Origin of the sequence: Pseudomonas sp. HD6422 (assembly GCF_025377065.1) — a bacterium.
GTDB classification, from domain to species: Bacteria; Pseudomonadota; Gammaproteobacteria; order Pseudomonadales; family Pseudomonadaceae; genus Aquipseudomonas; species Aquipseudomonas putida_U.
Window position 1 is genome coordinate 18,152 of sequence record NZ_JAHWIW010000034.1, and the last position, 21,988, is coordinate 40,139.

At 63.8% G+C, this 21,988-nt stretch carries 17 protein-coding genes, 1 pseudogene and 2 riboswitches; of the genes and pseudogenes, 10 read left to right on the top strand and 8 right to left on the bottom strand.

Going from position 1 to position 21,988, the window contains the following annotated elements; translation table 11 throughout:
• Positions 1 to 12: 12 nt before the first annotated feature.
• On the top strand, positions 13 to 1,293 hold the full coding sequence (locus KY379_RS21865) for a hypothetical protein (RefSeq protein ID WP_261241414.1): 1,281 nt from the start codon (positions 13 to 15) through the stop codon (positions 1,291 to 1,293).
• 105 nt (positions 1,294 to 1,398) lie between these two features.
• Positions 1,399 to 3,606, top strand: coding sequence for an LTA synthase family protein (locus KY379_RS21870; RefSeq protein ID WP_409977289.1), 2,208 nt, complete (start codon positions 1,399 to 1,401; stop codon positions 3,604 to 3,606).
• 23 nt (positions 3,607 to 3,629) lie between these two features.
• Here the strand turns inward: KY379_RS21870 and KY379_RS21875 are convergent, their stop codons facing one another.
• Positions 3,630 to 4,955, bottom strand: a complete 1,326-nt coding sequence (locus KY379_RS21875) for a sigma-54 dependent transcriptional regulator (RefSeq protein ID WP_261241416.1) — start codon at positions 4,953 to 4,955, stop codon at positions 3,630 to 3,632.
• Between the two features lie 343 nt (positions 4,956 to 5,298).
• Here KY379_RS21875 and KY379_RS21880 point away from each other — a divergent pair, with 343 nt between their 5' ends.
• Positions 5,299 to 5,565 (top strand): hypothetical protein, encoded by a 267-nt coding sequence (locus tag KY379_RS21880; RefSeq protein ID WP_016392598.1) that lies wholly within the window; start codon positions 5,299 to 5,301, stop codon positions 5,563 to 5,565.
• Positions 5,566 to 5,678: 113 nt separating this feature from the next.
• Here KY379_RS21880 and KY379_RS21885 read toward each other — a convergent pair whose 3' ends face one another.
• The 4 genes from KY379_RS21885 to cobW form a co-directional block, all read right to left on the bottom strand.
• On the bottom strand, positions 5,679 to 6,248 hold the full coding sequence (locus KY379_RS21885; RefSeq protein WP_314733527.1) for a vWA domain-containing protein: 570 nt from the start codon (positions 6,246 to 6,248) through the stop codon (positions 5,679 to 5,681).
• Between the two features lie 98 nt (positions 6,249 to 6,346).
• Positions 6,347 to 7,357: an ATP-binding protein gene (locus tag KY379_RS21890; RefSeq protein ID WP_261241417.1), complete on the bottom strand. Its 1,011-nt coding sequence runs from the start codon at positions 7,355 to 7,357 to the stop codon at positions 6,347 to 6,349.
• Between the two features lies 1 nt (position 7,358).
• A complete protein-coding gene (gene cobN, locus KY379_RS21895; RefSeq protein WP_261241418.1) occupies positions 7,359 to 11,120 on the bottom strand; it encodes a cobaltochelatase subunit CobN in 3,762 nt (1,253 codons plus the stop codon).
• Between the two features lie 3 nt (positions 11,121 to 11,123).
• Positions 11,124 to 12,191 carry a cobalamin biosynthesis protein CobW gene (gene cobW / locus KY379_RS21900; RefSeq protein WP_261241419.1) on the bottom strand — a complete coding sequence of 356 codons (1,068 nt, stop codon included), beginning with the start codon at positions 12,189 to 12,191 and terminating at the stop codon, positions 11,124 to 11,126.
• A 100-nt stretch (positions 12,192 to 12,291) separates the two neighbouring features.
• Positions 12,292 to 12,496, bottom strand: a riboswitch (cobalamin riboswitch).
• An 80-nt stretch (positions 12,497 to 12,576) separates the two neighbouring features.
• Positions 12,577 to 12,808, top strand: a riboswitch (cobalamin riboswitch).
• Positions 12,809 to 12,913: 105 nt separating this feature from the next.
• Here cobW and KY379_RS21905 point away from each other — a divergent pair.
• The 7 genes from KY379_RS21905 to KY379_RS21935 all read left to right on the top strand — a co-directional run bounded on the left by KY379_RS21905 (position 12,914) and on the right by KY379_RS21935 (position 19,390).
• Entirely contained in the window at positions 12,914 to 13,099 is a 186-nt protein-coding gene (locus KY379_RS21905) for a CbtB-domain containing protein (RefSeq protein WP_133329388.1), read from the top strand.
• A gap of 10 nt (positions 13,100 to 13,109) precedes the next feature.
• Complete coding sequence (locus tag KY379_RS21910) at positions 13,110 to 13,802, top strand: CbtA family protein (protein WP_261241420.1); 693 nt, start codon at positions 13,110 to 13,112, stop codon at positions 13,800 to 13,802.
• Entirely contained in the window at positions 13,802 to 14,194 is a 393-nt protein-coding gene (locus tag KY379_RS21915) for a cobalamin biosynthesis protein (protein WP_133329464.1), read from the top strand. Before KY379_RS21910 ends, KY379_RS21915 begins: the two co-directional genes overlap by 1 nt.
• Before the next feature lie 29 nt (positions 14,195 to 14,223).
• Complete coding sequence (gene cobM / locus KY379_RS21920; protein WP_261241421.1) at positions 14,224 to 14,976, top strand: precorrin-4 C(11)-methyltransferase; 753 nt, start codon at positions 14,224 to 14,226, stop codon at positions 14,974 to 14,976.
• 65 nt (positions 14,977 to 15,041) lie between these two features.
• Positions 15,042 to 15,284 (top strand): DUF1272 domain-containing protein, encoded by a 243-nt coding sequence (locus KY379_RS21925; protein WP_133329382.1) that lies wholly within the window; start codon positions 15,042 to 15,044, stop codon positions 15,282 to 15,284.
• 221 nt (positions 15,285 to 15,505) lie between these two features.
• The gene (locus tag KY379_RS21930; RefSeq protein ID WP_133329380.1) at positions 15,506 to 16,120 is read left to right on the top strand and encodes a response regulator transcription factor; all 615 of its coding nucleotides are present in this window, start codon (positions 15,506 to 15,508) and stop codon (positions 16,118 to 16,120) included.
• A 12-nt stretch (positions 16,121 to 16,132) separates the two neighbouring features.
• On the top strand, positions 16,133 to 19,390 hold the full coding sequence (locus tag KY379_RS21935) for a transporter substrate-binding domain-containing protein (RefSeq protein WP_261241422.1): 3,258 nt from the start codon (positions 16,133 to 16,135) through the stop codon (positions 19,388 to 19,390).
• On the opposite strand, the gene KY379_RS27475 is transcribed toward KY379_RS21935, so the two are convergent.
• From KY379_RS27475 to KY379_RS21945, 3 genes and pseudogenes are all read right to left on the bottom strand, one after another.
• Positions 19,365 to 19,859, bottom strand: a complete 495-nt coding sequence (locus KY379_RS27475) for a methyl-accepting chemotaxis protein (protein WP_409977291.1) — start codon at positions 19,857 to 19,859, stop codon at positions 19,365 to 19,367. The genes KY379_RS21935 and KY379_RS27475 overlap by 26 nt on opposite strands.
• Positions 19,860 to 19,901: 42 nt before the next feature.
• Positions 19,902 to 20,747, bottom strand: a pseudogene (locus KY379_RS27480) (PAS domain-containing protein); the annotation flags it as partial.
• A 50-nt stretch (positions 20,748 to 20,797) separates the two neighbouring features.
• On the bottom strand, positions 20,798 to 21,814 hold the full coding sequence (locus tag KY379_RS21945) for a LacI family DNA-binding transcriptional regulator (RefSeq protein WP_133329374.1): 1,017 nt from the start codon (positions 21,812 to 21,814) through the stop codon (positions 20,798 to 20,800).
• Between the last annotated feature and the right edge of the window lie 174 nt (positions 21,815 to 21,988).

Consider the following 21,988-nt stretch of genomic DNA (forward strand, 5'->3'; position numbering starts at 1 on the left):
GGACGGTTAACCATGCACCGATCTTTGACGTTAAAAGCTGTCGTTTGTTTGACGGCCCTGGCACCGGTCAACCTGCTGTACGCAGCGACCGATCCACAGGTCGAAGCCCTTAAACAGGAACTGATGGCGCTCAAAGCGCGCTACGAAGCACAACAGAACGCACTGATGGTGCTGGAGCAGCGCCTGCGCCAAGTCGAAGAAGCGCCCCCTGCCCCAGCGCCAAGGCGCCTGACCAAATCCCCGGCGGAAACGGTCAGGGGCGGCCAGACCGTCGCCGCCGGCGCGCCTGGTACCACCGGCAGCTCCTATGGCCAGTCGCTCAAGGACGACTCCGAGCCCGCGCAGAGCGTATCCAACCTCTACGACGAGGCCAGCGGCTTCTTCGGCGGCGGCAAGTTCAGTGTCGAGACCGGACTGACCTACACTCACTACGATACCCGCGCCCTGGTGCTCAACGGCTTCCTGGCGCTGGACTCGATCTTCCTCGGCAACATCAACCTCGACCGGATCAAGGCCGACAACTGGACACTGGACCTCACGGCCCGCTACAACCTCGACCAACGTTGGCAGTTCGATATCAACGTACCGGTGGTCTACCGCGAATCGACCTACTCGTCCGGGGGCGCCGGGGGCGCCGGCCCCGTCACCTCCGATGCCACGGTCACCCGAGACCCGACCATCGGCGACGTCAATGTCGGCGTTGCCTACAAATTCCTCGATGAATCGGAAAGCTGGCCGGACGCCGTGGTCACCCTGCGGGTGAAAGCGCCAACCGGCAAGGATCCGTACGGCATCAAGCTGATCAACGACCCCACCAACGACAACCTCTCGGTGCCGGAAGACCTGCCCACTGGCAACGGCGTCTGGTCGATCACGCCTGGGCTGTCGCTGGTCAAGACCTTCGACCCCGCCGTGCTGTTCGGCAGCCTGTCCTACACCTACAACATGGAGGACTCGTTCAGCGACATCAGCCCCACGGTCAACACCAAGGTGCCGGGTGACGTGAAGCTCGGCGACTCCTGGCAGATCGGCGCCGGTATCGCCTTTGCCCTGAACGAGAAGATGAGCATGTCGTTCTCGGTATCGGACCAGTTCGCCAGCAAGAGCAAGATCAAGCCCGATGGCGGTGACTGGCAATCGGTGCCCAACAGTGACTACAACGCCGCCAACTTCAACATCGGCATGACCTTCGCCGCTACGGACAACCTGACCATCGTCCCCAACCTGTCCATCGGCTTGACCGACGACTCGCCGGACTTCTCCTTCAGCCTGAAATTCCCCTACTACTTCTGACCTGACCTGGGCGCGCGATGCGCCCACCGTCGGCCTCCCCGCCTTATCTCGCCTGGCCTGTTATCATCAAGCACAGATGTATGACGGTTTGATGGCAAATAAGGAATGCTCGTGAACGACCTGTTCGGCCCCTCCCGTACCCGCTTCGCCAGCCTGGCGACCTTGGTACTGGTCATCCCCTTAAGTGCACGTGCACTGCTGGGTTGGTCCGATCCATTCGGATACCTCTCGGACCTCGCCGTAGGCAGCCTGTTGCTGTTGCTGCTGCATCGACGGGCATGGTGGCTGGCCTTACCGCTGTTGCTCGCTTGGGGCGCCCTGTGGATTGCCTCGGCTGAGTTGGTCAGTGCCGTCGGCAGGCTACCAACCTATGCCGACCTGGGTTACCTGTCCGACGCGCAGTTCATGGAAAACTCCACGGGCGGCGGCCTGGCCCATCCTTGGTTGCCCTGGCTGCTGGGGGCGGGTCTGGTGGGCTGGCTGGTGAGCGTCTGGCGCAGTCGTGGCCAACCGAGAACCCGCGTCCCAAGCAAGGCCTGGGCTTTGGTCGCAGGACTGTTCACAGCCCATTGGGCCGGTCAGCATCTGGCTCCCTCCGACGCCGATCAGTGGCGCCAATACAACCTGTTGCACCAAGCGATGTCAGCTGCGGTGGGTGATCTGCAGCAGCGCACGCAGGGCTGGATAGCCCCGCAGAACCGGCTCGCGCCCCTGCCGAGCAGCGGCCTGACCCACTCCGACCTCAACGGCCACAAGCTGCTCGAAGCGCCGGGCAAGGCGCGCAATCTGCTGATCATAACCCTCGAGGGTATTCCAGGAGCGTACCTGCGCCCCAACCGCGAGGCGCTGCCCAGCCACTACGTCAGTGACTTGATGCCCAAGCTCAGTCGTTGGGCAGAGCGCGGCATGAACATCCCGGACTACGTCGTGCACACCCACCAGACCATTCGTGGTTTGTACACGATGCTGTGCGGCGACTACGACAAGCTCGCCAATGGCACGCCAAAAGGGACCGAGATGCTGACCCAGGGCCGACGCAACCAGGCATGCCTGCCGTCGCAACTGCGCCAGGCCGGCTTCAGCACTCACTTCCTGCAGGGTGCCGGCCTACGCTTCATGGCCAAGGATCGGATCATGCCGCATATCGGCTTCGATCAGGTGCATGGCCAGGAATGGTTCGGCAACCCCAACTACGTCGAGTTCCCCTGGGGCAAGGACGACCGCGCGTTTTTCGAAGGCGCCCTGACCTACATCGGCGATCTGCGCAAGCAGGACAAGCCCTGGATGCTGACGTTGCTGACCGTGGGCACCCACCAGCCCTATTCCGCGCCAGAAGCGTACCTGCAGCGCAATGACGATCCCAAACAGGCGGCAGTGGCCTATCTTGACGATGCCGTCGATGGCTTTCTCGCCAGTCTCGAGCGCCAGGGCGTGCTCAAGGACACGCTGGTGGTAGTCACCTCCGACGAGTCCCACGGCATCGACGGGGTGCGCCTGGCATCGTCATGGGGCTTCAACCTGACCCTGGCGCCCGAGCAGGCCGCGCTTCCCCGCATCAAACGTGGTACCTACGGCCATATCGACTTGACCACATCGCTGCTCGACTACTTCGCGCTGCCGATTCCCGCCGACTTGGGCGGCCGCTCGTTGTACCGCGAGTATGACAACGGGCGCGAGATGATCGCGTTCACCAATGGCATGCTGCGCTATCACAATGGCCGTGGCGTATTCACCGAATGCGACTTCCAGCAGCGTTGCCGCACCTATGCCAGCGAGGGCTTCATCGCTGACAAGGCCAAATACCTCGGCCCCGGCCGTGCCGGTACCGGGCAGCAGATCAGCGACCTCGCTGCGGTCCTCGATCAATCGCTGCTCAAGACGCCACTGAACCTGCGTTATCAGTTTGGCGGCCCGGCCCGCATCGAACTGCAACAACGCGTTCACGACGACTGGACCGACAACCTGATCGGCGCTCAATACCTGGAAATGCCTGAAGGCTCGCATACCCGGGTGCGCATCAAGGTCCGTTCGCTCGATAGCCGCCATGAGGCGCGTATCCAGCTCAAGGCCAAGGAGTACGAACAAGATGTCTCGGTCGGGCTACCCGGCGAGATGCGCGTCAGTGCCGACACCCCTCTGGAGATGGAGTTCGGTTTCGACAACCCTACCGCGCGCAAGGCGTTTTCCTTCCACCTCCTGGGCTATGGGGGTGGCGCAGTCGAGATTACCGATTTCAGTGTCATCACCGCGCTGCCGGGCGAAGAGGAGCCGCCAACCGAAAGCGTCGACACGGAAGCTGAACAGGCCAGTTGAGGCGAACGCCAGTCGCTGCGGCCTCAACGTATCTGATGCTTGTGCAACAGCCGGTAGAACGTCGGCCGGGAAACACCCAGGACCTTGGCGGCAATGCTCAGATTGTCGCTGTGCCGGTTGAGCACGTCGCACAAGGCCTGACGCTCGGCCCGGTGCTTGTAGTCTTCCAGCGTTCCCAGGGGTTGCTCTTCGGCGTCGATGGTATGCAGTCCAAGGTCCTGGGCCTCGATCTGTCGTCCCTCAGCCAGCACCAGGCCGCGACGCACACGGTTGGCCAACTCACGCACGTTGCCCGGCCATGAGTGACGCCCCATGGCGGCCAAGGCACTATCGCTGAACGAACGTGGCCGGCGCCCGGTTTCCAGGCTGTAGAAGTGGGAAAAATGGTTGGCCAACATCGACAGGTCGCCATGTCGGTCGCGCAACGGCGCGGTCACCACTTGCAGCACATTGAGCCGATAGTACAGATCTTCGCGAAAACGCCCTTGCTCGATCGCTTTCTCCAAATCGACATGGGTCGCCGCCAATACACGCACATCTACGGGGATTGGCTGGCTCCCGCCGACACGTTCGATGTGCTTTTCCTGCAGAAAACGCAGCAGGTTCGCTTGCAGTTCCAGCGGGAGGTCGCCAATCTCGTCGAGAAACAGCGTTCCGCCGTTCGCCGCCTCGATTCGCCCCACCTTGCGCTGGTGCGCGCCGGTGAAGGCGCCCTTCTCGTGACCGAACAGCTCGGACTGAATCAGATGCTCGGGTATCGCGCCGCAATTGATCGCGATGAACGGCTGCTCGTGGCGCAACGATTGACGATGCAGGGTGCGCGCCACCAGTTCCTTGCCGGTGCCGCTTTCTCCGCGGATGAGCACTGGAGACTCGGTCGGCGCCAACTTGCCAAGCAGCTTGCGCAGTTCCCGGATCGGCCGGCTCTCCCCCAGCAGTTCGTGTTCCGGCTCATCCACCCTGGCCGTGCCCTTGCCGCGCAGACGCGCCATACCGAAGGCGCGGCCCAGAGTCACCTGCACGCGCGATACATCGAAGGGCAAGGTATGAAAGTCGAAGAACCATTCGCAGACGAAGTCTCCGACATTCTGGATACGCAGTTCCTCGGCGCTGAGCACGGCGATCCATTCGGTGTTGCTACGCTTGATCATGTCCTTGACGGCGTCTGGGTGGCGCAGGTGCGAAGCCTGCAAGCGCAGCAGGCCGACATCGCAGGGATACTCCAGCGCGTGGTCGAGGGAACAGCTGTGCACATCCCATCCGGCGCTACGCAAACCGGGGAGAAGGCGGTGGCAGTCGTCGCACGGGTCGACGATGAGCAGGCGACGAGGGGCTGCGGTTTCGTGCATGACCGTTCCTTGGCGCCAAATTATGGTTTTGTGCGAGAAAACAGTAAGTTGCGACGCCCGAATTAACAGTAGCAACGAAGTTGACGCTTCCCACTACCGTTTGTCTACTAAATGCTGCCACACCAACGGCACCCGGGAATTTCATCGGTTTAATGGCGTCACAGACGGCGGCGGACAACAAACTTCATAACCGCACGAAAAAATTTACAACTGCCGTGTGACTTGGACACCTACTTGGAGCATCAGTACGAATAACCCCGCGCTGCGCATCGCGATAACTGTAGCGAGCCAGAAATCCCGCGGACTAACATTTCGATGTTTGGGACCATAGAGAGACCGAACCATGAACGCCCCGCTCCGTGTCAACGAAGCACTGCTGATCGCCGACCACGCCTTCGAACCCTTCCAGTGTGTAGCCTGGGATGCCCCCAACGGCACTGGAGAGCTGAGCCTGGCAGTGATCGACCGGACCAGCACGCGTATCGGCAGCAAGCAAGTTTCCTCGCGCATCTATTCCGACCCCGCGCAGTGGGCCTGCCTGATCGAAGAAGTACGCGCCGAACTGTGCGAAAAAGGCTACGACCTGCAACCTTGGTCGATGCCAAAGTAATATCGCCGGTTGCCTGCAAGTGCGTGCCTGCCACGCACTTGGGGAACTTTCCCCACTCCCCCATTATTGGGGATGGACACTTTCCTTATTGCGGCATAGTGTCGCGCCCCTTCTTAATTGTTCTTTAACGCCAATTGTTCGAGGTGCTGGTAATCGGCCAGCAACTGTTCGGCCAACTGCCGCGCCCGCCCCAGACGTACAGGGGCCAGTTCTATGTCGATCAGCACCGTATCACAGGGCATGGGGGCTAGGGCTTGCCAGCGCTGCAAGCGACCATCGGTGAACACCAGGCATCGCTGGGCTTCGTGGGGGTGCGCCTTGCGCCGCGTCAGTAACCAGTCGCGTGCTTGCTCCAGTGCCTCCAGCAATGGCGTACCACCACCGGCACCCAGGGCACGCAACCAGGGCTGCAACGCCGCCGACGCCTTCAATCCGTGTCGCTGCCAGCGTGGCGCACCGCCACTGGCGGTGAGCAGGGCCAGCCGAGCGCGCTGGCGATACGCTTGATCGAACAGCTCCGCCAGCACGCCTTTGGTGGTGGCCAGCGCCTGATGGCGACGGGTCGAGGCCGACGCATCGACGATCACCAGCCACACTACCGGCGCCTGGCTGCGGCGCTGCTGCCAACACAGGTCCTGGCGCTGACGGGGACGACCTTTGAGCAACGTCGGCAACCAGGCCACGCGACCACTGGACGAGGGCTGCGCATGGCCGCCGCGGGGGCCTGTCAGTTCCCCGGCGCTGCCCCTGGCATCCGCCGCCTGCGGCTGCTGACGGATGCTCAGGGCTTTTTTGCCCAGTTCGGTACCTCACGCCGAGCGCCGGTGGAGACGGGCTGTGCCGGTAGCGCTCCCCAATCCCCCTGCCCGCCTTGCCCGGCAGTGCTCTGCCCGGCAGCGCTGAATGACCCAGCCGGCGGATTGGACTGGCTCTCGGGGGGCGTGCCCCGCCGCCGATGGCGCAGAGCGAACTCGGCCACCGCCTCGACATCCTCTTCGGCGATGCATTCCCCGCCACGCCAGGCGCAGTGCGCGCGGGCCGCACGCAGCCAGACCAGGTCAGCCCGCAAGCCATCGACGCCCGCCGCGAAACAGCGCTCGGTGATCCAGGCCAGCGCCTGGTCATCGAGAGCGATAGCCGCCAGACGTTGCCGAGCGCTGTGGCAGCGTGCGCGCAAGCTCGCCTGCGCCCCGGCCCACTCTTGGCTGAACGCTTCAGGATCGGTATCGAAAGCCAGGCGCCGGCGAATGATCTGCTGCCGGGCAGCCGGCTCGGGCAGGCCGTCGAGCAGGACGTTCAAGCCAAAGCGATCGAGCAATTGCGGGCGCAGCTCGCCTTCCTCGGGGTTCATGGTGCCGATCAATACGAAACGGGCGCTGTGCCGATGGGAAATGCCGTCGCGCTCGATGCGGTTGGTGCCGCTGGCAGCCACGTCGAGCAACAGATCCACCAAGGTGTCCGGCAGCAGATTGACCTCGTCGACGTACAACACGCCGCCGTCGGCCTGGGCCAGTACACCAGGCGAGAACTGCGCCCTGCCCTGACCCAACGCGGCATCCAGGTCCAGCGTGCCGACCAGGCGTTCTTCGCTGGCCCCCAGCGGCAGGGTCACGAAAGGGCCCTCGCCGAGCAGATCGGCCAGCCCCCTGGCCAGGGTGCTCTTGGCCATCCCACGGGGTCCTTCGATCAGCACGCCACCGATCTTCGGATCGATCGCGGTCAGACACAGGGCCAGTTTCAGGTCGTCGGCACCCACCACGGCTGCCAATGGAAATTGCACGGGTTCACTCATTTCAAGCCTGTTCCTCGCCATCGAGCAGTTGCGCCTCGAGGGCCTCGCGGTAATCACCGGGCTGCTCCCACAGACCTCGTTGCTGGGCTTCCAGCAGGCGTTCGGTCAGGTCACGCAGCGCTTCGGGGTTGTGTTGGCGCATGAAGTCGCGGGTCGCTGGGTCGAGTACATAGGCATCGGCCAGCGACTGATAGTGATGATCATCGATCAGGTGCGTGGTGGCATCGAAAGCGAACAGGTTGTCGACAGTCGCCGCCATCTCGAACGCGCCCTTGTAGCCATGACGCTTGGCGCCGTCGATCCACTTGGGGTTGAGTGCACGGGCGCGAATCACCCGGTTCAATTCTTCCTTCAGGGTACGCACCCGTGGCCGGTCGACCTGGCTGTGATCGCCGTGATAGCTGGCCACCGTCGCCTGGGACAGGGTTTCCGAGGCCGCCAGCATGCCGCCCTGGAACTGGTAATAGTCGTTGGAATCGAGCAGGTCGTGCTCATGGTTGTCCTGGTTGTGCAGCACTGCCTGGACTTGGCCCAGACGCGAGGCGAACTGTGCGCGGGCGGGAGTACCATCGTCCTGGCCGCCATAAGCATAGCCACCGTGGTTGAGGTAGACCTCGGCCAGGTCTTCGCGGCTGTGCCACAGACGGCCATCGATGGCGTTCTGCACACCTGCGCCATAGGCACCCGGCTTGGCGCCGAACACTCGCCAACCGGCCTGGCGCGCGGCTTGCTCGGCGTCGACGCCTTGTGCCTGCAAGGCCTGGCGCTCGGCACGGACGCGTGCGGCAAGGGGGTTGAGGTCGTCCGGCTCGTCGAGTGCGGCGACGGCCTGCACCGCCGCATCGAACAGCCGTATCAGGTTGCCGAAGGCATCGCGGAAAAAGCCCGAGACGCGCAGTGTCACATCCACCCGTGGGCGGTCCAGCAGGCTCAACGGCAGTATCTCGAAATCATCGACGCGCTGGCCTGCGCTGGCCCAAACCGGGCGCACGCCCATCAAGGCCATGGCCTGGGCGATGTCGTCACCGCCGGTGCGCATGGTCGCCGTGCCCCACACCGACAGGCCCAGCTGGCGCAGGTGGTCGCCATGGTCCTGGAGGTGGCGCTCGAGAATCAGGCTGGCCGAGGCGAAGCCAAGGCGCCAGGCAGTGGTGGTCGGCAGGTTACGCACGTCGACGGTATAGAAGTTGCGACCGGTGGGCAGCACATCCAGGCGCCCACGGCTGGGCGCCCCACTGGGGCCGGCCGGAACGAAACGACCGGCCAGGGCAGCGAGCAGGCCATCACGCTCGGCATTGCCGCAGGCATCGAGGTTGGGTGCAACTTCCTCGCACAGCGCCTGGAGCACCCTGTGCACCCCCTGCCAGGAGGTATCCTGCGGTAACTGCAATCGACCGTCGAGCGCCTGTTCGATCACCTGCAAAGCGAATAGCTCCAGGCGTTCGCGGGTGTCCCCGCAGGTGCGCCAGGCGCTGTCGTCAACTACCTTCAACAGTGCCGGACGCGGCCCTGTCCATGGCTGACCGAGGTCACAGTCGAGCGGGTCGAAGCCCAGTGCCAGTGCCTTGGCCAAGACCCGTGGCAGGCTGGCATTGCCATCCTTGCCATCGCCACGTTCGACGCGCAGCAGCGCCAACAGCGTGTCACGGCGCAACCGTCCCTGCGGCGACTGGCCAAAGACGTGCAGGCCGTCGCGGATCTGCGATTCCTTGAGGTCGCACAGATAGGTATCCAGCCGAGGCAGCCACACTGCGGCATCGTCCAGCTGACCTTCGAGCTGCAGTTCGCGATCGATATGGTTGGCCTTGACCAGTTCGAGAATCTCGCGCTGCAACTCGCGGGCCCGGCGCGGGTCCAGCAGTTGCGCCTCGTAGTACTCGTCGGCGAGCCGTTCGAGATGACGCAGCGGCCCGTAGGTCTCGGCGCGGGTCAGCGGCGGCATCAGGTGGTCGATGATCACCGCCTGGGTACGGCGCTTGGCCTGGGCACCCTCGCCCGGGTCATTGACGATGAACGGATAGACGTTGGGCAACGGCCCGAGCAGTGCGTCCGGCCAGCACTGTGCCGACAGTCCCACGCCCTTGCCGGGCAGCCATTCGAGGTTGCCGTGCTTGCCGACATGGATCACTGCATCGGCGGCGTAGACGTGGCGCAACCAGAAGTGAAACGCCAGGTAGGCGTGGGGCGGCACCAGGTCAGGATCGTGATAGACCGCACTGGGATCGACCTGGTAACCCCGTGCTGGCTGAATACCGACGAAGGTCTGACCAAAGCGCAGGCCGGCCACCATCAATCGCCCGCTGCGGTACATAGGGTCCTGTTCAGGTGGCCCCCAGCGCTCCAGCACGGCTTGGCGGTTGGCTTCGGGCAAGCGGGCGAAAATGGCCTGGTAGTCGGCCAGGGCCAGGCTCTGGGCGCAGGGGCGCAGGTCCAGGTGATCGAGATCGTTGGTCACCCCACCGAGCAAGGCATGGATCAGGCCGGTGCCGCTGTCGGGCAGGTCGCCTACCGGGTAACCTTCGTCACGCAAGGCTACGAGTATGTTGAGAGCGGCTGCGGGGGTGTCCAGGCCGACACCATTGCCGATCCGGCCATCACCGGTCGGGTAGTTGGCGAGCACCAGGGCCACCCGCTTTTGCCCGTTGGGCAGGCGGGCCAGGGCCACCCAGCGCCGCGCCAGCTCGGCGACGAAGTCCATGCGCTCAGGGTGAGCACGGTAGCAAACGACATCGGCCTGGCTGCGCTCGCTGCGCCAGGCCAGGTCCTTGAAGCTGACCGGCCGGGTGATGATCCGCCCGTCCAGCTCCGGCAGGACGATATGCATGGCCAGATCGCGCGCGCCAAGTCCCTGCTCGCTGACCTCCCACGCCGGCTGATTGTCCTGGGCGCAAATGGCCTGCAGCACCGGGATGTCTCGGCGCAACGGCCGCAGGTTGGGACGTTGCGGGCTCGACAGGGCAAAACCCGTGGTGTTGATCACCACTTCGGCCCCCACCTCCTCCAGCCACTGCTCAAGCTGCTCCAGGCAGGCGCTTTCCTTGAGGCTGGCCAGGGCCACCGGCAGCGGATTGAGCCCCGCCGCCTGCAAGCGCTGGCAGAACACGTCGATGAAGCCGGTGTTGGCAGCTTGCAGGTGTGAGCGGTAGAACAGCAGCGCTGCAACGGGTTGCTGCGGATGCCACTGGCTGTACCAATGCTCCAGGGTCGCGCTGCCTTTGGCCGGATGGTAAACGGCCGTACGCGGCAGTGCCTGAGGTTCTGACCAGGGATACTGCCTGCCCAGCCACAGGCTGGCCATGCAGTTGAACAAATTGAGCGCATTGGCTTTGCCGCCCTGGCGCAGATAGTGCCAGAGGCGCTCGGCCTGGGCCGGGTCGACCGTGCCCAGCGCGGTGAGCTCCGGGTCCGGACGATCGTCGCCAGGCACCAGGATCAGTTGCACGCCTTGGGCCGCCAGCTCGACCAGTTGCTCGACCCCATAGCGCCAGTAACCGACGCCGCCATGCAGCGACACCAGGATCACCTTGGCGTGACGCAGCACCTGGTCGATGTAGAGGTCGACCGAGGCGTGGTTCTGCACCTGCATGGGATTGGCCAGGCGCAGTGTCGGAAAGTCGTCGGGCAATTGCTCGGCGGTGTCGGCGAGCAACGCCAGGTGCGAATCGCCGCTGCAGAGGATCACCAGCTCGGCGGGAGTCTGGCCAAGGTCGGCAATGCTGTCATCCGGCACGAAGCCGCCGGGCTGGGTCCGCAGCAGGTGCATCGATCAGGCGCCCAGGGCCTGGCGCAGGCGCCCTTCCAGGTGAGCGGCGTCGAGGTCCTGGCCAATCAGCACCAGTCGGGTGATGCGCGGTTCGTCGGCACGCCAGGCACGATCGAAGTGCTTGTCGAAGCGCGTCCCCACGCCCTGCACCAGCAGACGCATCGGCTTGCCCGGAATGGCCGCGAAGCCTTTGGCACGTAGGATACCGAACTCGACCACGAGCTGAGTCAGGGCGTCGAGCAGCAGGCTCTCGTCGGCCTCGGGCAGGTCGATCGAAATGGAGTCGAAGGCATCGTGGTCGTGATCGTCGTGGTCGTCGCCGTCATGATGGCTGTCGTGGTGGGTACGTCGGCCATCGATATGCGCTTCGGCCTCGGCCCCCACGCCCAGCAATACCTCCAGCGGCAAGCGGCCACTGACGGCCTCGATCACCTTGACTGCCGGCGGCAACTCTTGCGCCACCTCGGCACGGACTTTGGCCAGACCCTGTGCATCGATCAGGTCGGCCTTGTTCAGCACCACCAGGTCGGCGCTGGCCAGTTGGTCGGCGAACAGTTCGTGCAGCGGCGACTCGTGATCGAGGTTAGGGTCGAGCTTGCGCTGAGCATCGACCTGATCCGGGTAGGCGGCAAAGGTGCCGGCGGCCACGGCCGGGCTGTCGACCACGGTGATGACGGCATCGACGGTGCAGGCGTTGCGGATTTCCGGCCACTGGAACGCTTGAACCAGCGGTTTGGGCAGCGCCAGGCCGCTGGTTTCGATGAGAATGTGGTCGAGGTCGCCACGGCGGGCCACCAACTCGCGCATCACCGGGAAGAATTCCTCCTGCACGGTGCAGCACAGGCAGCCGTTGGCCAACTCGTAGACCCGGCCGCTGGCTTCTTCTTCGGTGCAGCCGATGCTGCATTGCTTGAGAATCTCCCCATCGATGCCCAGTTCGCCGAATTCGTTGACGATGACCGCGATACGACGGCCTTGGGCATTGTCGAGCATGTGGCGCAGCAAGGTGGTCTTGCCCGAGCCGAGGAACCCGGTGACGATGGTGACGGGGAGTTTGGCCAGTGTTTTCATGTCGCGTTGCCCTTGGCAGGTTGGCGCGGGCATGCGGGACGACAGCCCCGGGGCCAGGTCGGCTGGGCTCGTTCGCCACCGGATCACCCCGCCCGGTTGAAAGTCGAAATCGCCTCGAGGCAGGTCTCCTGGCTTGCACCGGTCGCCCCCGTGATCCAGGGCTTGCGGACGACGCCTTCCCGCGCCGTCGCGCAGTGGCTGTGTCGATCCAAAGGGTGCTTACAGTTGCGGGGGCAGCCGCGGCTTGTACCGCGTTCCCATCTTAGCTTCGGCATGGCCGAAGAACCTCGAAGCGGCAAGGCTACGCGGGGGGTGGCTGGGGGTCAACCGATGACGGGGGAAATTGTGCCGGGTCGTGGTTGACGCCACTGCGGCCCCGTGCTCTTCTTATGCCCTGCGTTCAGGTGCCCCTACGGGGGTGAAACGGGAAACCGGTGCGTCGCAGGCCCTCGACACATGTCGAACAGGCCCGACCATTCCGGTGCTGCCCCCGCAACGGTAGACGAGTGAAGGGTCTTGACCACTGTGCCACGCAGTTCGGCATGGGAAGGTGACCCCATCAGGAGCCACGCTCCTCCTCGTAAGCCCGGAGACCGGCCTGGCGTTCATGTACACCCCGCGGAGGGCGGGCGCTGTCGCATTCCCCTTTCCTGGGGCCCAAGGCGCTGATGCGTCCGGGGCGGCCGCGCCTGTTGCCTGAGATAAATGCAGAGGAATGCGTCATGCCCGTCACCACTCTCAAACACAGCGTCGCCACCCCCAGCTCCCTCAGCCAGCGCCTCGTCGTCGCTGTCGGCGCCAGCCTGCTAGGCCTGTGCCTGGTCTACTTCGCAGGCTTCTCGCACATCGAAGCGGTGCACAACGCCGCCCACGACACGCGTCACAGCGCCGCCTTCCCCTGCCACTGAGCCCGCCCGCATGATCAAGCGCATCGCCCGCACCGCCGGGTTCAGCGGCCTGCTCGCCGCTCTTTTGCTGACCCTGCTGCAAAGCTTCTGGGTCGCTCCCTTGATTCTCCAGGCCGAAACCTATGAGAACGCCGGTCCAGTGAGCGAGCACCACGAGCATGACCACGAAGCGTCGGCCGCCCACAGCCACGACAGCGAGGCCTGGTCACCCGAAGACGGTTGGCAGCGCATCGTTGCCACCACCGGCGGCAACTTGGTGGTAGCCGTCGGCTTCGCCCTGATCCTTGCCGCACTGTACAGCTTGCGTGAACCCAATCGCGCGCTCTCGGGCGCCTGGTGGGGGCTGGCCGGCTTCGCCGTGTTCTGCCTGGCGCCGACCCTGGGCCTGCCACCGGAACTGCCCGGGACTGCCGCCGCTGACCTCGGCCAGCGCCAGGCCTGGTGGATCGGCACCGCCGCCGCCACTGCCGTGGGCCTGGGCTTGCTGGTGTTCGGTCAGCACTGGCTGCTCAAGGCGCTCGGTGCAGCGCTGCTGGTACTGCCCCATATCATCGGCGCGCCCCAACCTGAACATCATTCCAGCTTGGCGCCAGCGGACCTGGAAACCCAGTTCAAGATCGCCTCCTGGCTGACCAATGCCGTGTTCTGGCTGGCTCTGGGCCTGCTCAGTGCTTGGCTCTATCGTCGCGCCAACCCGGCCTGATGACGGCGCTGTACATCGGCCTCGGTTGCCGCCGAGGCTGTCCGCTGGAAACCCTCGAAAGCGCGCTGCGACAAGCGTTGCAGGACCATGGCTTGGCGCCTTCGGCGATATGTGGCATCGCTACCGTGACGTCCAGGGCCAACGAGCCTGCACTGGTGCAACTCGCCGAGCGCCATGGCCTGCAGCTGCAGCATTTCGACGCCCCTGCGCTCGAGCGCTTCGAGGCGCAGCTCAGCCACCGCTCGGCCGTCGCCCACCTCCACACTGGCTGTTGGGGCGTAGCCGAAAGCGCGGCCTTGGCCCTGGCCTGGCAGGTCGAAGGCCAGGCCAGCCTGGTACTCACCCGCCAGGTCCACGGCCCGGCTACCCTGGCCATGGCGCGTGGTCGATAATCGCCTCACCCATCGTTCAAGGATCCACCATGACTGTTTACTTCATTGGCGCAGGCCCAGGCGACCCCGAACTCATCACGATCAAGGGACAACGCCTGATCCGCCAATGCCCGGTGGTCATCTACGCGGGGTCGCTGGTGCCTGCGGCCGTGCTCGAAGGGCACCAGGCCGAAACCCTGATCAATAGCGCCGAACTGCACCTGGAGCAAATCATCGCGGCGATCCGCGCAGCCCACGACAAGGGCCAGGATGTCGCCCGGGTGCACAGTGGCGATCCAAGCCTGTACGGCGCCATCGGCGAACAGATCCGCCACCTGCGCGAACTGGGAATCGACTACCAGATCATCCCTGGGGTCACTGCCGTCGCTGCCAGCGCAGCATTGCTCGGCTGCGAGCTGACCCTGCCTGAAGTGGCGCAGACGGTGATTCTGACCCGTTACGGCGACACCTCGCCGATGCCAGCCGGTGAGCAACTGGCCGACCTGGCGCGTCACCGCACCACGCTGGCCATCCACTTGGGCATCAAGAACCTCAGGCGGATCGTCGCCGATCTGCTGCCGCACTATGGCGGCGACTGCCCGATCGCCGTCATCCATCGTGCCACGTGGCCGGATCAGGACTGGGTCCGCGGTCGCCTCGACGACATCGTCGAGCAGGTGGCCGCCAAGGGTTTTAGGCGTACCGCGCTGATTCTGGTGGGTCAGGTGCTGGGCGATGCCGCCTTCGCCGACTCGGCCCTTTATCGCGCCGGGCACGCGCATCTGTACCGGCCCCGTGACTAAAGATTGCCAAGCGTCTACAGGCCAGAGCAGACTCCAGCTTCCCGCCCATGCCACGGAGTTCTACCATGCTGGAGCTGCGCCCCAACTGCGAATGCTGTGATACCGACCTGCCCGGCGATAGCCCCGACGCCATGATCTGCTCGTTCGAATGCACGTTCTGTCGTCGCTGCGCCGAGCAGAGATTGCAAGGCCAATGCCCCAATTGCGCGGGACAACTGGTCGCCCGGCCAAGCCGAGTGGGCCTGGCCTTGCGTAACAACCCCGCCTCCTCCACGCGCGTATCCAAACCCCACGGTTCGTGCCTCTGAAACCCCTGTAAAGATGTCTTGCCCCTGTGCTGCAAGGGGTTAAGCATTCCCTCGTCCTTTGTAGGGCTTTTCAACAGAGTATGGTGTGAATTTCCACAGTTCTATACTCGCCATTACTAAGGAGGAGGAATGTCCGTATCTTGCGCGCTGCCGGCCATCGTCTGCAGGCCTCTTCCCGCTACGCGGGAGAAACGGACCACATTCCGACAGGAGTTTTCTACATGACTACAGTACTGATCGTCGACGATCACCCTATTGTTCGCCTTTCCCTACGCATCATTCTGGAGCGTGATCGCTTTCAGGTTGTAGGAGAAATCGATGACGGGAAAGAAGTCGCCCAAGCCGTACGTGACCTTCAACCGGATGTCGTCATCCTCGACATCGGCCTCCCTGGACTCGATGGCATGGAGGTGATCAAACGCCTGCAGAAGCTCGAGCCGCAACCGAAGATCATGGTCCTCACCGGCCAGGCTGGAGATCTGTATGTCAGGCGCTGCCTGGACGCCGGCATCGCCGCATTCCTGACCAAGGATGAAGACCTCGACGCCGTGGTGTTCGCCTTGAAAGCACTGGTCAAAGGCTACTCCACCTTTCCCCAGATGTCGGTCAACAGCAGCACGCTGGAAAGCGAAGCCTACCGTCTGGGCAGTTTGTCCAACCGAGAAATGGAAGTCTTGCGCCGCCTTGCCCGCGGCGAGAGCAACAAGTTCATCGGCCAGCAGATGAACCTCAGCGCCAAGACCATCAGCACCTACCGCGGCCGGATCATGGAGAAGCTGCGCACCGAATCGCTCGTGGAAATGGTCGATCTGGCCAAGCGCAACCAGGTGAACTGAACGGGCGATGTGATGAGAATCGTCCTCTGCTGTCTTTTCCTGTTGCTGGGCTGCTTGTCCACCGACGCCTTCGCGCAGGCCGCTGGCGAACAGCGTCACTTGCTGGCGCGCTCGGTCAGTGCTGCACCGCCGTTGAAGCTCGCTGCCCAGGATCGCCAGTGGTTGCAACAGCGTAAAGTGTTGCGCCTGGGCAGTTCACGCCCTGACTATCCTCCCTTCGAGATAAATGCCAGTCTCCACGACTATGAAGGCCTCAGTGCCGATTATGCCGGGTTGATTGCCGAGCAACTGGGGGTCAGCATCGAGGTACGGCGATTCGACAGCCGGCATGAGGCAATCGCCGCGCTGCGTGACGGACGCATCGACATACTGGGGAGCTCCAACGCATTCGAGGCCGCCGATGCCCAACTGGCCTTGAGCCAACCCTACGCCGACGACCTGCCGGTCATCGTCACCCGCGAAGGTCGTAGCCTGGAGCATAACCACGCCCTCGACGGCCTGCGCCTGGCCATGGTCGACCACTACCTGCCCGCAGCGCAGGTCCGGGCACTCTACCCCAACGCCCAACTGAGCCTGTATCGCTCCACGCTCACGGGCATGGCAGCCGTCGAACTGGGGGAAGCCGACGCCTATCTGGGAGATGCAATCAGCACCGACCACCTGATCGGCAAAAGCTATCAGGGGTCCCTGAAGATCGACCATTTCTGCCAGGCACCAGCGGCTGCGTTCGCTTTTGCCCTGGCCCACGACAACACGCGCTTGCATCGTCTGGTCGACGACGCCCTGGCCAGGATCAGCGAAAGCGAGCGAATGAACATCCTGAGACGCTGGAGCAGCGGCAACACCAGCCTGCTCCTCGATCGTCACCCTGCGGCGTTGACCGAGCAGGAGCGTAGCTGGATCGCCGCACACCCCAGCGTCACTGTACTGGTCAACAGTGCCCTGGCGCCCCTGACCTTCAACGATACCCAGCAGCATGCCACCGGCATCACCCTCGACCTGCTCAAGCAGATAACCCTGCGTACCGGTCTGCACTTCGACGTCGTCGAGCACGATTCTGTGCAGAAGATGGTCGATCTGGTAGCCCGCGGCCAGGCACAGATGATCGGCGCCCTGGGCTATGGCGCGGAGCGCGCCACCAAACTGCGCTATACCCGCCCCTACCTGGTCAGCCCGAGAGTGCTGGTGACGCGTTCCCAAGGCGTTTCGGCCGCCCAGGCCAAGTCGTTGGACGGCAAGCGTGTAGCCTTGCTACGCGGTTCACCGCAGCGCGCACAGCTACAGCGCCAGTACCCAGGCGTCGAGCTTGTTGAGGTGGACAATCCGCTCGGTCTGATGGAAGCCGTGGCCAACGGCGACGCCGATGTGGCCATGAGCAACCACATCAACGCCAGTTATTACATCAATCACGCATTCAAAGGCACCCTGCAGATCGCCGCCATGCTCGGCGACGACCCCGCTGTAGCGGCGTTCGCCGTAGCTCCGAACCAGCCACAGCTGCAGGCGATTCTGGACAAGGTGCTGCTGAGCATTCCGCCGGATGAGTTAGACCAACTGATCAACCGCTGGCGGACCAGTACCCTGGTCAGTGACAGCCCTTGGCGCAACTACCGCACCCTGGCCTTGCAGGTGCTGATCCTCTCGGCGCTGCTGCTGGCGGGTGTGGTGTTCTGGAACAGCTACCTGCGCAAGCTCATCCACCAGCGCACCGAGGCCCAGCAAGCACTGCAGACTCAGCTGGGGCTGAGCCGGGGCCTCCTGGAGCAATTACGCCAGGCCAAGGATGACGCGGTGCGGGCCAGCCAGACCAAGAGCACCTTCCTGGCCACCATGAGCCACGAAATTCGAACGCCGATGAATGCCGTCATCGGCTTGCTGGAGCTGGCCCTGGAAGACAGCCAGGCCGGGCGCTGCGACGTCGAGACCCTACGCACCGCGCACGACTCGGCGATCGGCCTGCTCGAACTGATCGGCGACATCCTCGACATCTCGCGCATCGAATCCGGACATATGACCCTGCAACCGGTCGCGGTCGACTTGGTCGGCCTGGTGCACGCCTGCTTGCGGGTCTTCGAGGGCAACGCGCACCTGAAAGGGTTGCAGCTGAACAGCGAAGTACCCGAAGGGCCGTGCTGGGTGCAAGCTGACCCGCTTCGCCTCAAGCAGGTGCTCTCCAACCTTTTGAGCAATGCGATCAAATTCACCGACCGCGGCGAGGTCAAGGTCAGCCTGCGGCTCACATCGCAACCCGAGCACATCGGCGTGAGCCTGGTGGTGCGTGACACCGGTATCGGCATCGCCGCGCCCGACCAGGACCGCCTGTTCAGCGCCTTTGCCCAGGCCCAAGGTCCGCGGGCGCAGCAGGGCGCCGGGCTGGGTCTGGTGATCAGCCGCACCCTGGCCGAACTGATGGGGGGCGAACTCAATCTGCAAAGTGTCGAAGGCGTCGGCACCCGGGTCGAGGTGCTGGTGAACCTACCGCGCAGCGCGCCCGTCGAAGTGTCCGAGCCTGTCCACTGCGCGCCACAGGCGACCGAAGGGGCGTTGGATATCCTGGTGGTCGACGACTTTCCGGCGAACCTGATGCTGCTGGACAAACAGCTTTCCAGTCTCGGCCACCGTGTCACCTTGGCTGAAAACGGCGAGCAGGCGCTGGCCCTGTGGCAGTCGACGCCATTCGAACTGGTCCTGACCGATTGCAGCATGCCGGTCATGGATGGCCACGCCCTGACCCGCGCCATCCGCAATACCGAGCAGGCCCGGGGATCAGTGCCCTGCCGGATCATCGGCATCACGGCCAATGCCCAGGCCGAGGAGCGCGAACGTTGCCTGGAAAGCGGCATGGACGATTGCCTGTTCAAGCCGATCGGCCTGCAGACCCTCAGGCAGCATGTGGCAGGCGCCACGCCGAAGCACTCACCGGTCAGCTACTTCAACCTGGATGAGCTGCGCCACCTGACCCAGGACGACGAGCAATTGACCCGTCGCTTGCTGGAGCAACTGGCCAAGAGCGCCGGCGAAGACCTCGCCGCCCTGCAGGCCCTGGACGAAGACAGCAACGACGCAGCACTTCGCGCCCTGGCCCACCGCATCAAGGGAGGAGCGAAGATGCTCAAGGTCCGACGCATCGTCAGCGTATGTGAGGCTATCGAGCAGGCTCAGGCCGGTGGTGAGCCGACTGCCGAGCTGCGCCGGCAACTCCATGCCGGCCTGCAGACCCTTTGCCGCGAACTCGACGAACAGCTCAATGCAATTGCAGCGTCGAAGTGATTTCGCCGATCGCATCGACCACGTGCCGGGAGCCTTGCTGGATCTCCATGATCACCGTGCCCGCTTCGTTGGCCAGCGCCACGCCACGACCGGTACGTGACAGGCTCGACTGCATGCTGGCCACTGCGGTCAACGAAAGATCGTGGTTCTGGCGCACCACATCGACGATTTCCAGCGTCGCTTTGCTGGTCCGCGCGGCCAGACTGCGCACCTCATCGGCCACCACCGCGAAGCCGCGTCCATGCTCGCCGGCCCGCGCTGCTTCGATAGCTGCGTTGAGGGCCAGCAGATTGGTCTGGTCGGCAATGCCGCGGATGGTCAGGACGATCTGACCAATCACATCCGACTGCTTGCTCACCGCATCGATGCTGCGGGCGGCATCGTTGAGCTCCTGAGAAATCTGCTCGATCACTTCTACCGTCTGCTGAACCACTTCGGTCTCTTTGCGCGCGCAGGCGTCGGTCTGCACCGAACTGGCGTGGGCAGCCTCGGCGGCGGTTTGCTGGGTGGTGACCTGGGCGGTGATGTCGCTGGCGAACTTCACCACCTTGTAGAGCCGGCCCTTGTTGTCGAAGATCGGGTTGTACGACGCCTCAAGGTAGACCGTCTGCCCGTATTTATTGACCCGTTCGAAGCGGTGCGAGTGGTATTCGCCCCGGTTCAGCGATGCCCAGAATTCGCGATAGGCCGCAGACTCGCGCTCGTGGGGCTGGCAGAACAGACCATGATGACGACCGACCACCTCCTCATGGCTGTAACCCATGGTCGCCAGGAAGTTTTCGTTGGCCTTGATCACCCGGCCTTCGGGTGTGAATTCGATCACCGCCATCGATCGGCCGATGGCCTTGAGCAGGCTTTCGCTCTCGTGCTCCTCGATCACCCTGCAGGTAATGTCCGAGGCTACCTTGATCACACTGGTGACCTCGCGCTGAGCATTGAACACCGGCATGTAGCTAGCCTCCAGCCACACCTCTCGCCCAGCCTTGTCCAGGCGCTCGAAGGTGCCACTGATCGCCTTGCCCTCGCCCAGTTCACGCCATAGCTGTTGGTATTCGGCACTGTTGGCATAGGCCGGGGCGCAGAACATCCGATGATGCTGACCGCGCAGTTCGTCGGCGCTGTAGCCCAAGGTCTGGCAGAAGCGTTGGTTCGCTTCGAGGATGGTGCCGTCGGGGGCGAATTCGATCATCGCCATCGAGCGGCTGATGGCCGCCAATTTGGCCTCAAGGCCCGCCAGTGCCTCCCTGCTGCGCTGGATTTCAATCAGGTCTGCCTTGTGATGGAAATCGAACATGACGCCAGGCTCCTCCTCATGAGATGCCCTCAGCATAGATTGCCTGCGCACAAGTGCCAGCATAATGCTATTGCTAAGGAATTACTCCGTTGTGACTACCGTTTCCGATGGCTTCAGGAGCTTTCCCTGACCATCAGTTCGAAGCCCAGATCCTGTTGCTCGGCCGCCACCAGCTTGCCATCGAGCAAGGCCAGCAGTGCTTGAGCGGCACGCTTGCCAACCGCCGCCCGCGGGGTCCGAATCGAGGTCAGCCGCGGGACCATGTGCGCCGAGGCTGGCAGGTCGTTGAAGCCGACCATCGCTACCTGCCCCGGCACGTCGATGCCCTGGCGCAATGCCTGGAGTACCGCCCCCTGGGCCAGATCGTCGTTGCAGAAGAAGATCCCATCGACCTCTGGCGCTTGCGCCAACAACTGGCTGAACAGTTCGCCACCCAGAGCGATGGAAGACGGCTGGGGCGCGAGCAACTCACGTTCGCCCCCTTGCAGACCGGCCTCGACCAACGCCTGGCGGAAACCTTCGGCGCGCTGCATCACCCGCGGGTCGAGTTGCGCAGCAATGAACGCCAGCTGCTTGCAACCCCGCGCTATCAGGTGCTGGGCTGCCGCCCGTCCGGCCAGCTCCTGGGAAAAGCCCACCGAGAACACGCCCTCGCCACCGAGCTCCATCATGTGCACGCATGGCACGCCACTGGCAGCGAGCATCTGACGGGAAGCCTCGCTGCGCTCGAAGCCGGTGAGCAGGATGCCGCATGGCTGATAGGCCAAGTAGTTGCGGATGAGGTTTTCTTCCTCGGTCACGTCGTAGTGGTAGTTACCGATCAGCACTTCCAAGCCACGCGGACGCATGACCTCGTGAATCGCCTCGAGGGTGTCGATGAACAACTGGTTGGACAGCGATGGGATGAGCACCACCACCGATTGGCTGCGCGCCGACGCCAGTGCTCGCGCGGCAGGGTTGGCCACGTAACCGAGGCTTGCTGCGGCCGCCACGACCTTTTCCACCAATGCTGGCGCAACGGTGCTGACCCCGCGCAGCGCGCGCGAGGCGGTGATCGGGGAAACCCCTGAGAGCCTGGCGACTTCTGCCAGGGTGGGACGGCCGGTGGTGCGGGAACCTGTACGAGACATGATTGTTGTAATTTTACTACTTGCAAAGAGACGGGAACGGCCACTAAGGTAGCGCTGTCTCAGGACGCAGGCAATGTAATCTTTGGTCGCGACGGTAGCGACCGAGCGCCTGGCGTCCATACTGCGTAAGGACAAGACCAACAACACCGGGAAGACAGTCAGGCGTTTCTATCA

Coding starts and splice junctions, on each gene's coding strand:
- cobM (WP_261241421.1), top strand. CDS start 14,224: ATGACTGTTTACTTCATTGGCGCAGGCCCAGGCGACCCCGAACTCATC.
- KY379_RS21880 (WP_016392598.1), top strand. CDS start 5,299: ATGAACGCCCCGCTCCGTGTCAACGAAGCACTGCTGATCGCCGACCAC.
- KY379_RS21925 (WP_133329382.1), top strand. CDS start 15,042: ATGCTGGAGCTGCGCCCCAACTGCGAATGCTGTGATACCGACCTGCCC.
- KY379_RS21910 (WP_261241420.1), top strand. CDS start 13,110: ATGATCAAGCGCATCGCCCGCACCGCCGGGTTCAGCGGCCTGCTCGCC.
- cobW (WP_261241419.1), bottom strand. CDS start 12,191: ATGAAAACACTGGCCAAACTCCCCGTCACCATCGTCACCGGGTTCCTC.
- KY379_RS21915 (WP_133329464.1), top strand. CDS start 13,802: ATGACGGCGCTGTACATCGGCCTCGGTTGCCGCCGAGGCTGTCCGCTG.
- KY379_RS21890 (WP_261241417.1), bottom strand. CDS start 7,357: ATGAGTGAACCCGTGCAATTTCCATTGGCAGCCGTGGTGGGTGCCGAC.
- KY379_RS21945 (WP_133329374.1), bottom strand. CDS start 21,814: ATGTCTCGTACAGGTTCCCGCACCACCGGCCGTCCCACCCTGGCAGAA.
- cobN (WP_261241418.1), bottom strand. CDS start 11,120: ATGCACCTGCTGCGGACCCAGCCCGGCGGCTTCGTGCCGGATGACAGC.
- KY379_RS21875 (WP_261241416.1), bottom strand. CDS start 4,955: ATGCACGAAACCGCAGCCCCTCGTCGCCTGCTCATCGTCGACCCGTGC.
- KY379_RS21905 (WP_133329388.1), top strand. CDS start 12,914: ATGCCCGTCACCACTCTCAAACACAGCGTCGCCACCCCCAGCTCCCTC.
- KY379_RS21870 (WP_409977289.1), top strand. CDS start 1,399: ATGCTCGTGAACGACCTGTTCGGCCCCTCCCGTACCCGCTTCGCCAGC.
- KY379_RS21935 (WP_261241422.1), top strand. CDS start 16,133: ATGAGAATCGTCCTCTGCTGTCTTTTCCTGTTGCTGGGCTGCTTGTCC.
- KY379_RS21865 (WP_261241414.1), top strand. CDS start 13: ATGCACCGATCTTTGACGTTAAAAGCTGTCGTTTGTTTGACGGCCCTG.
- KY379_RS21930 (WP_133329380.1), top strand. CDS start 15,506: ATGACTACAGTACTGATCGTCGACGATCACCCTATTGTTCGCCTTTCC.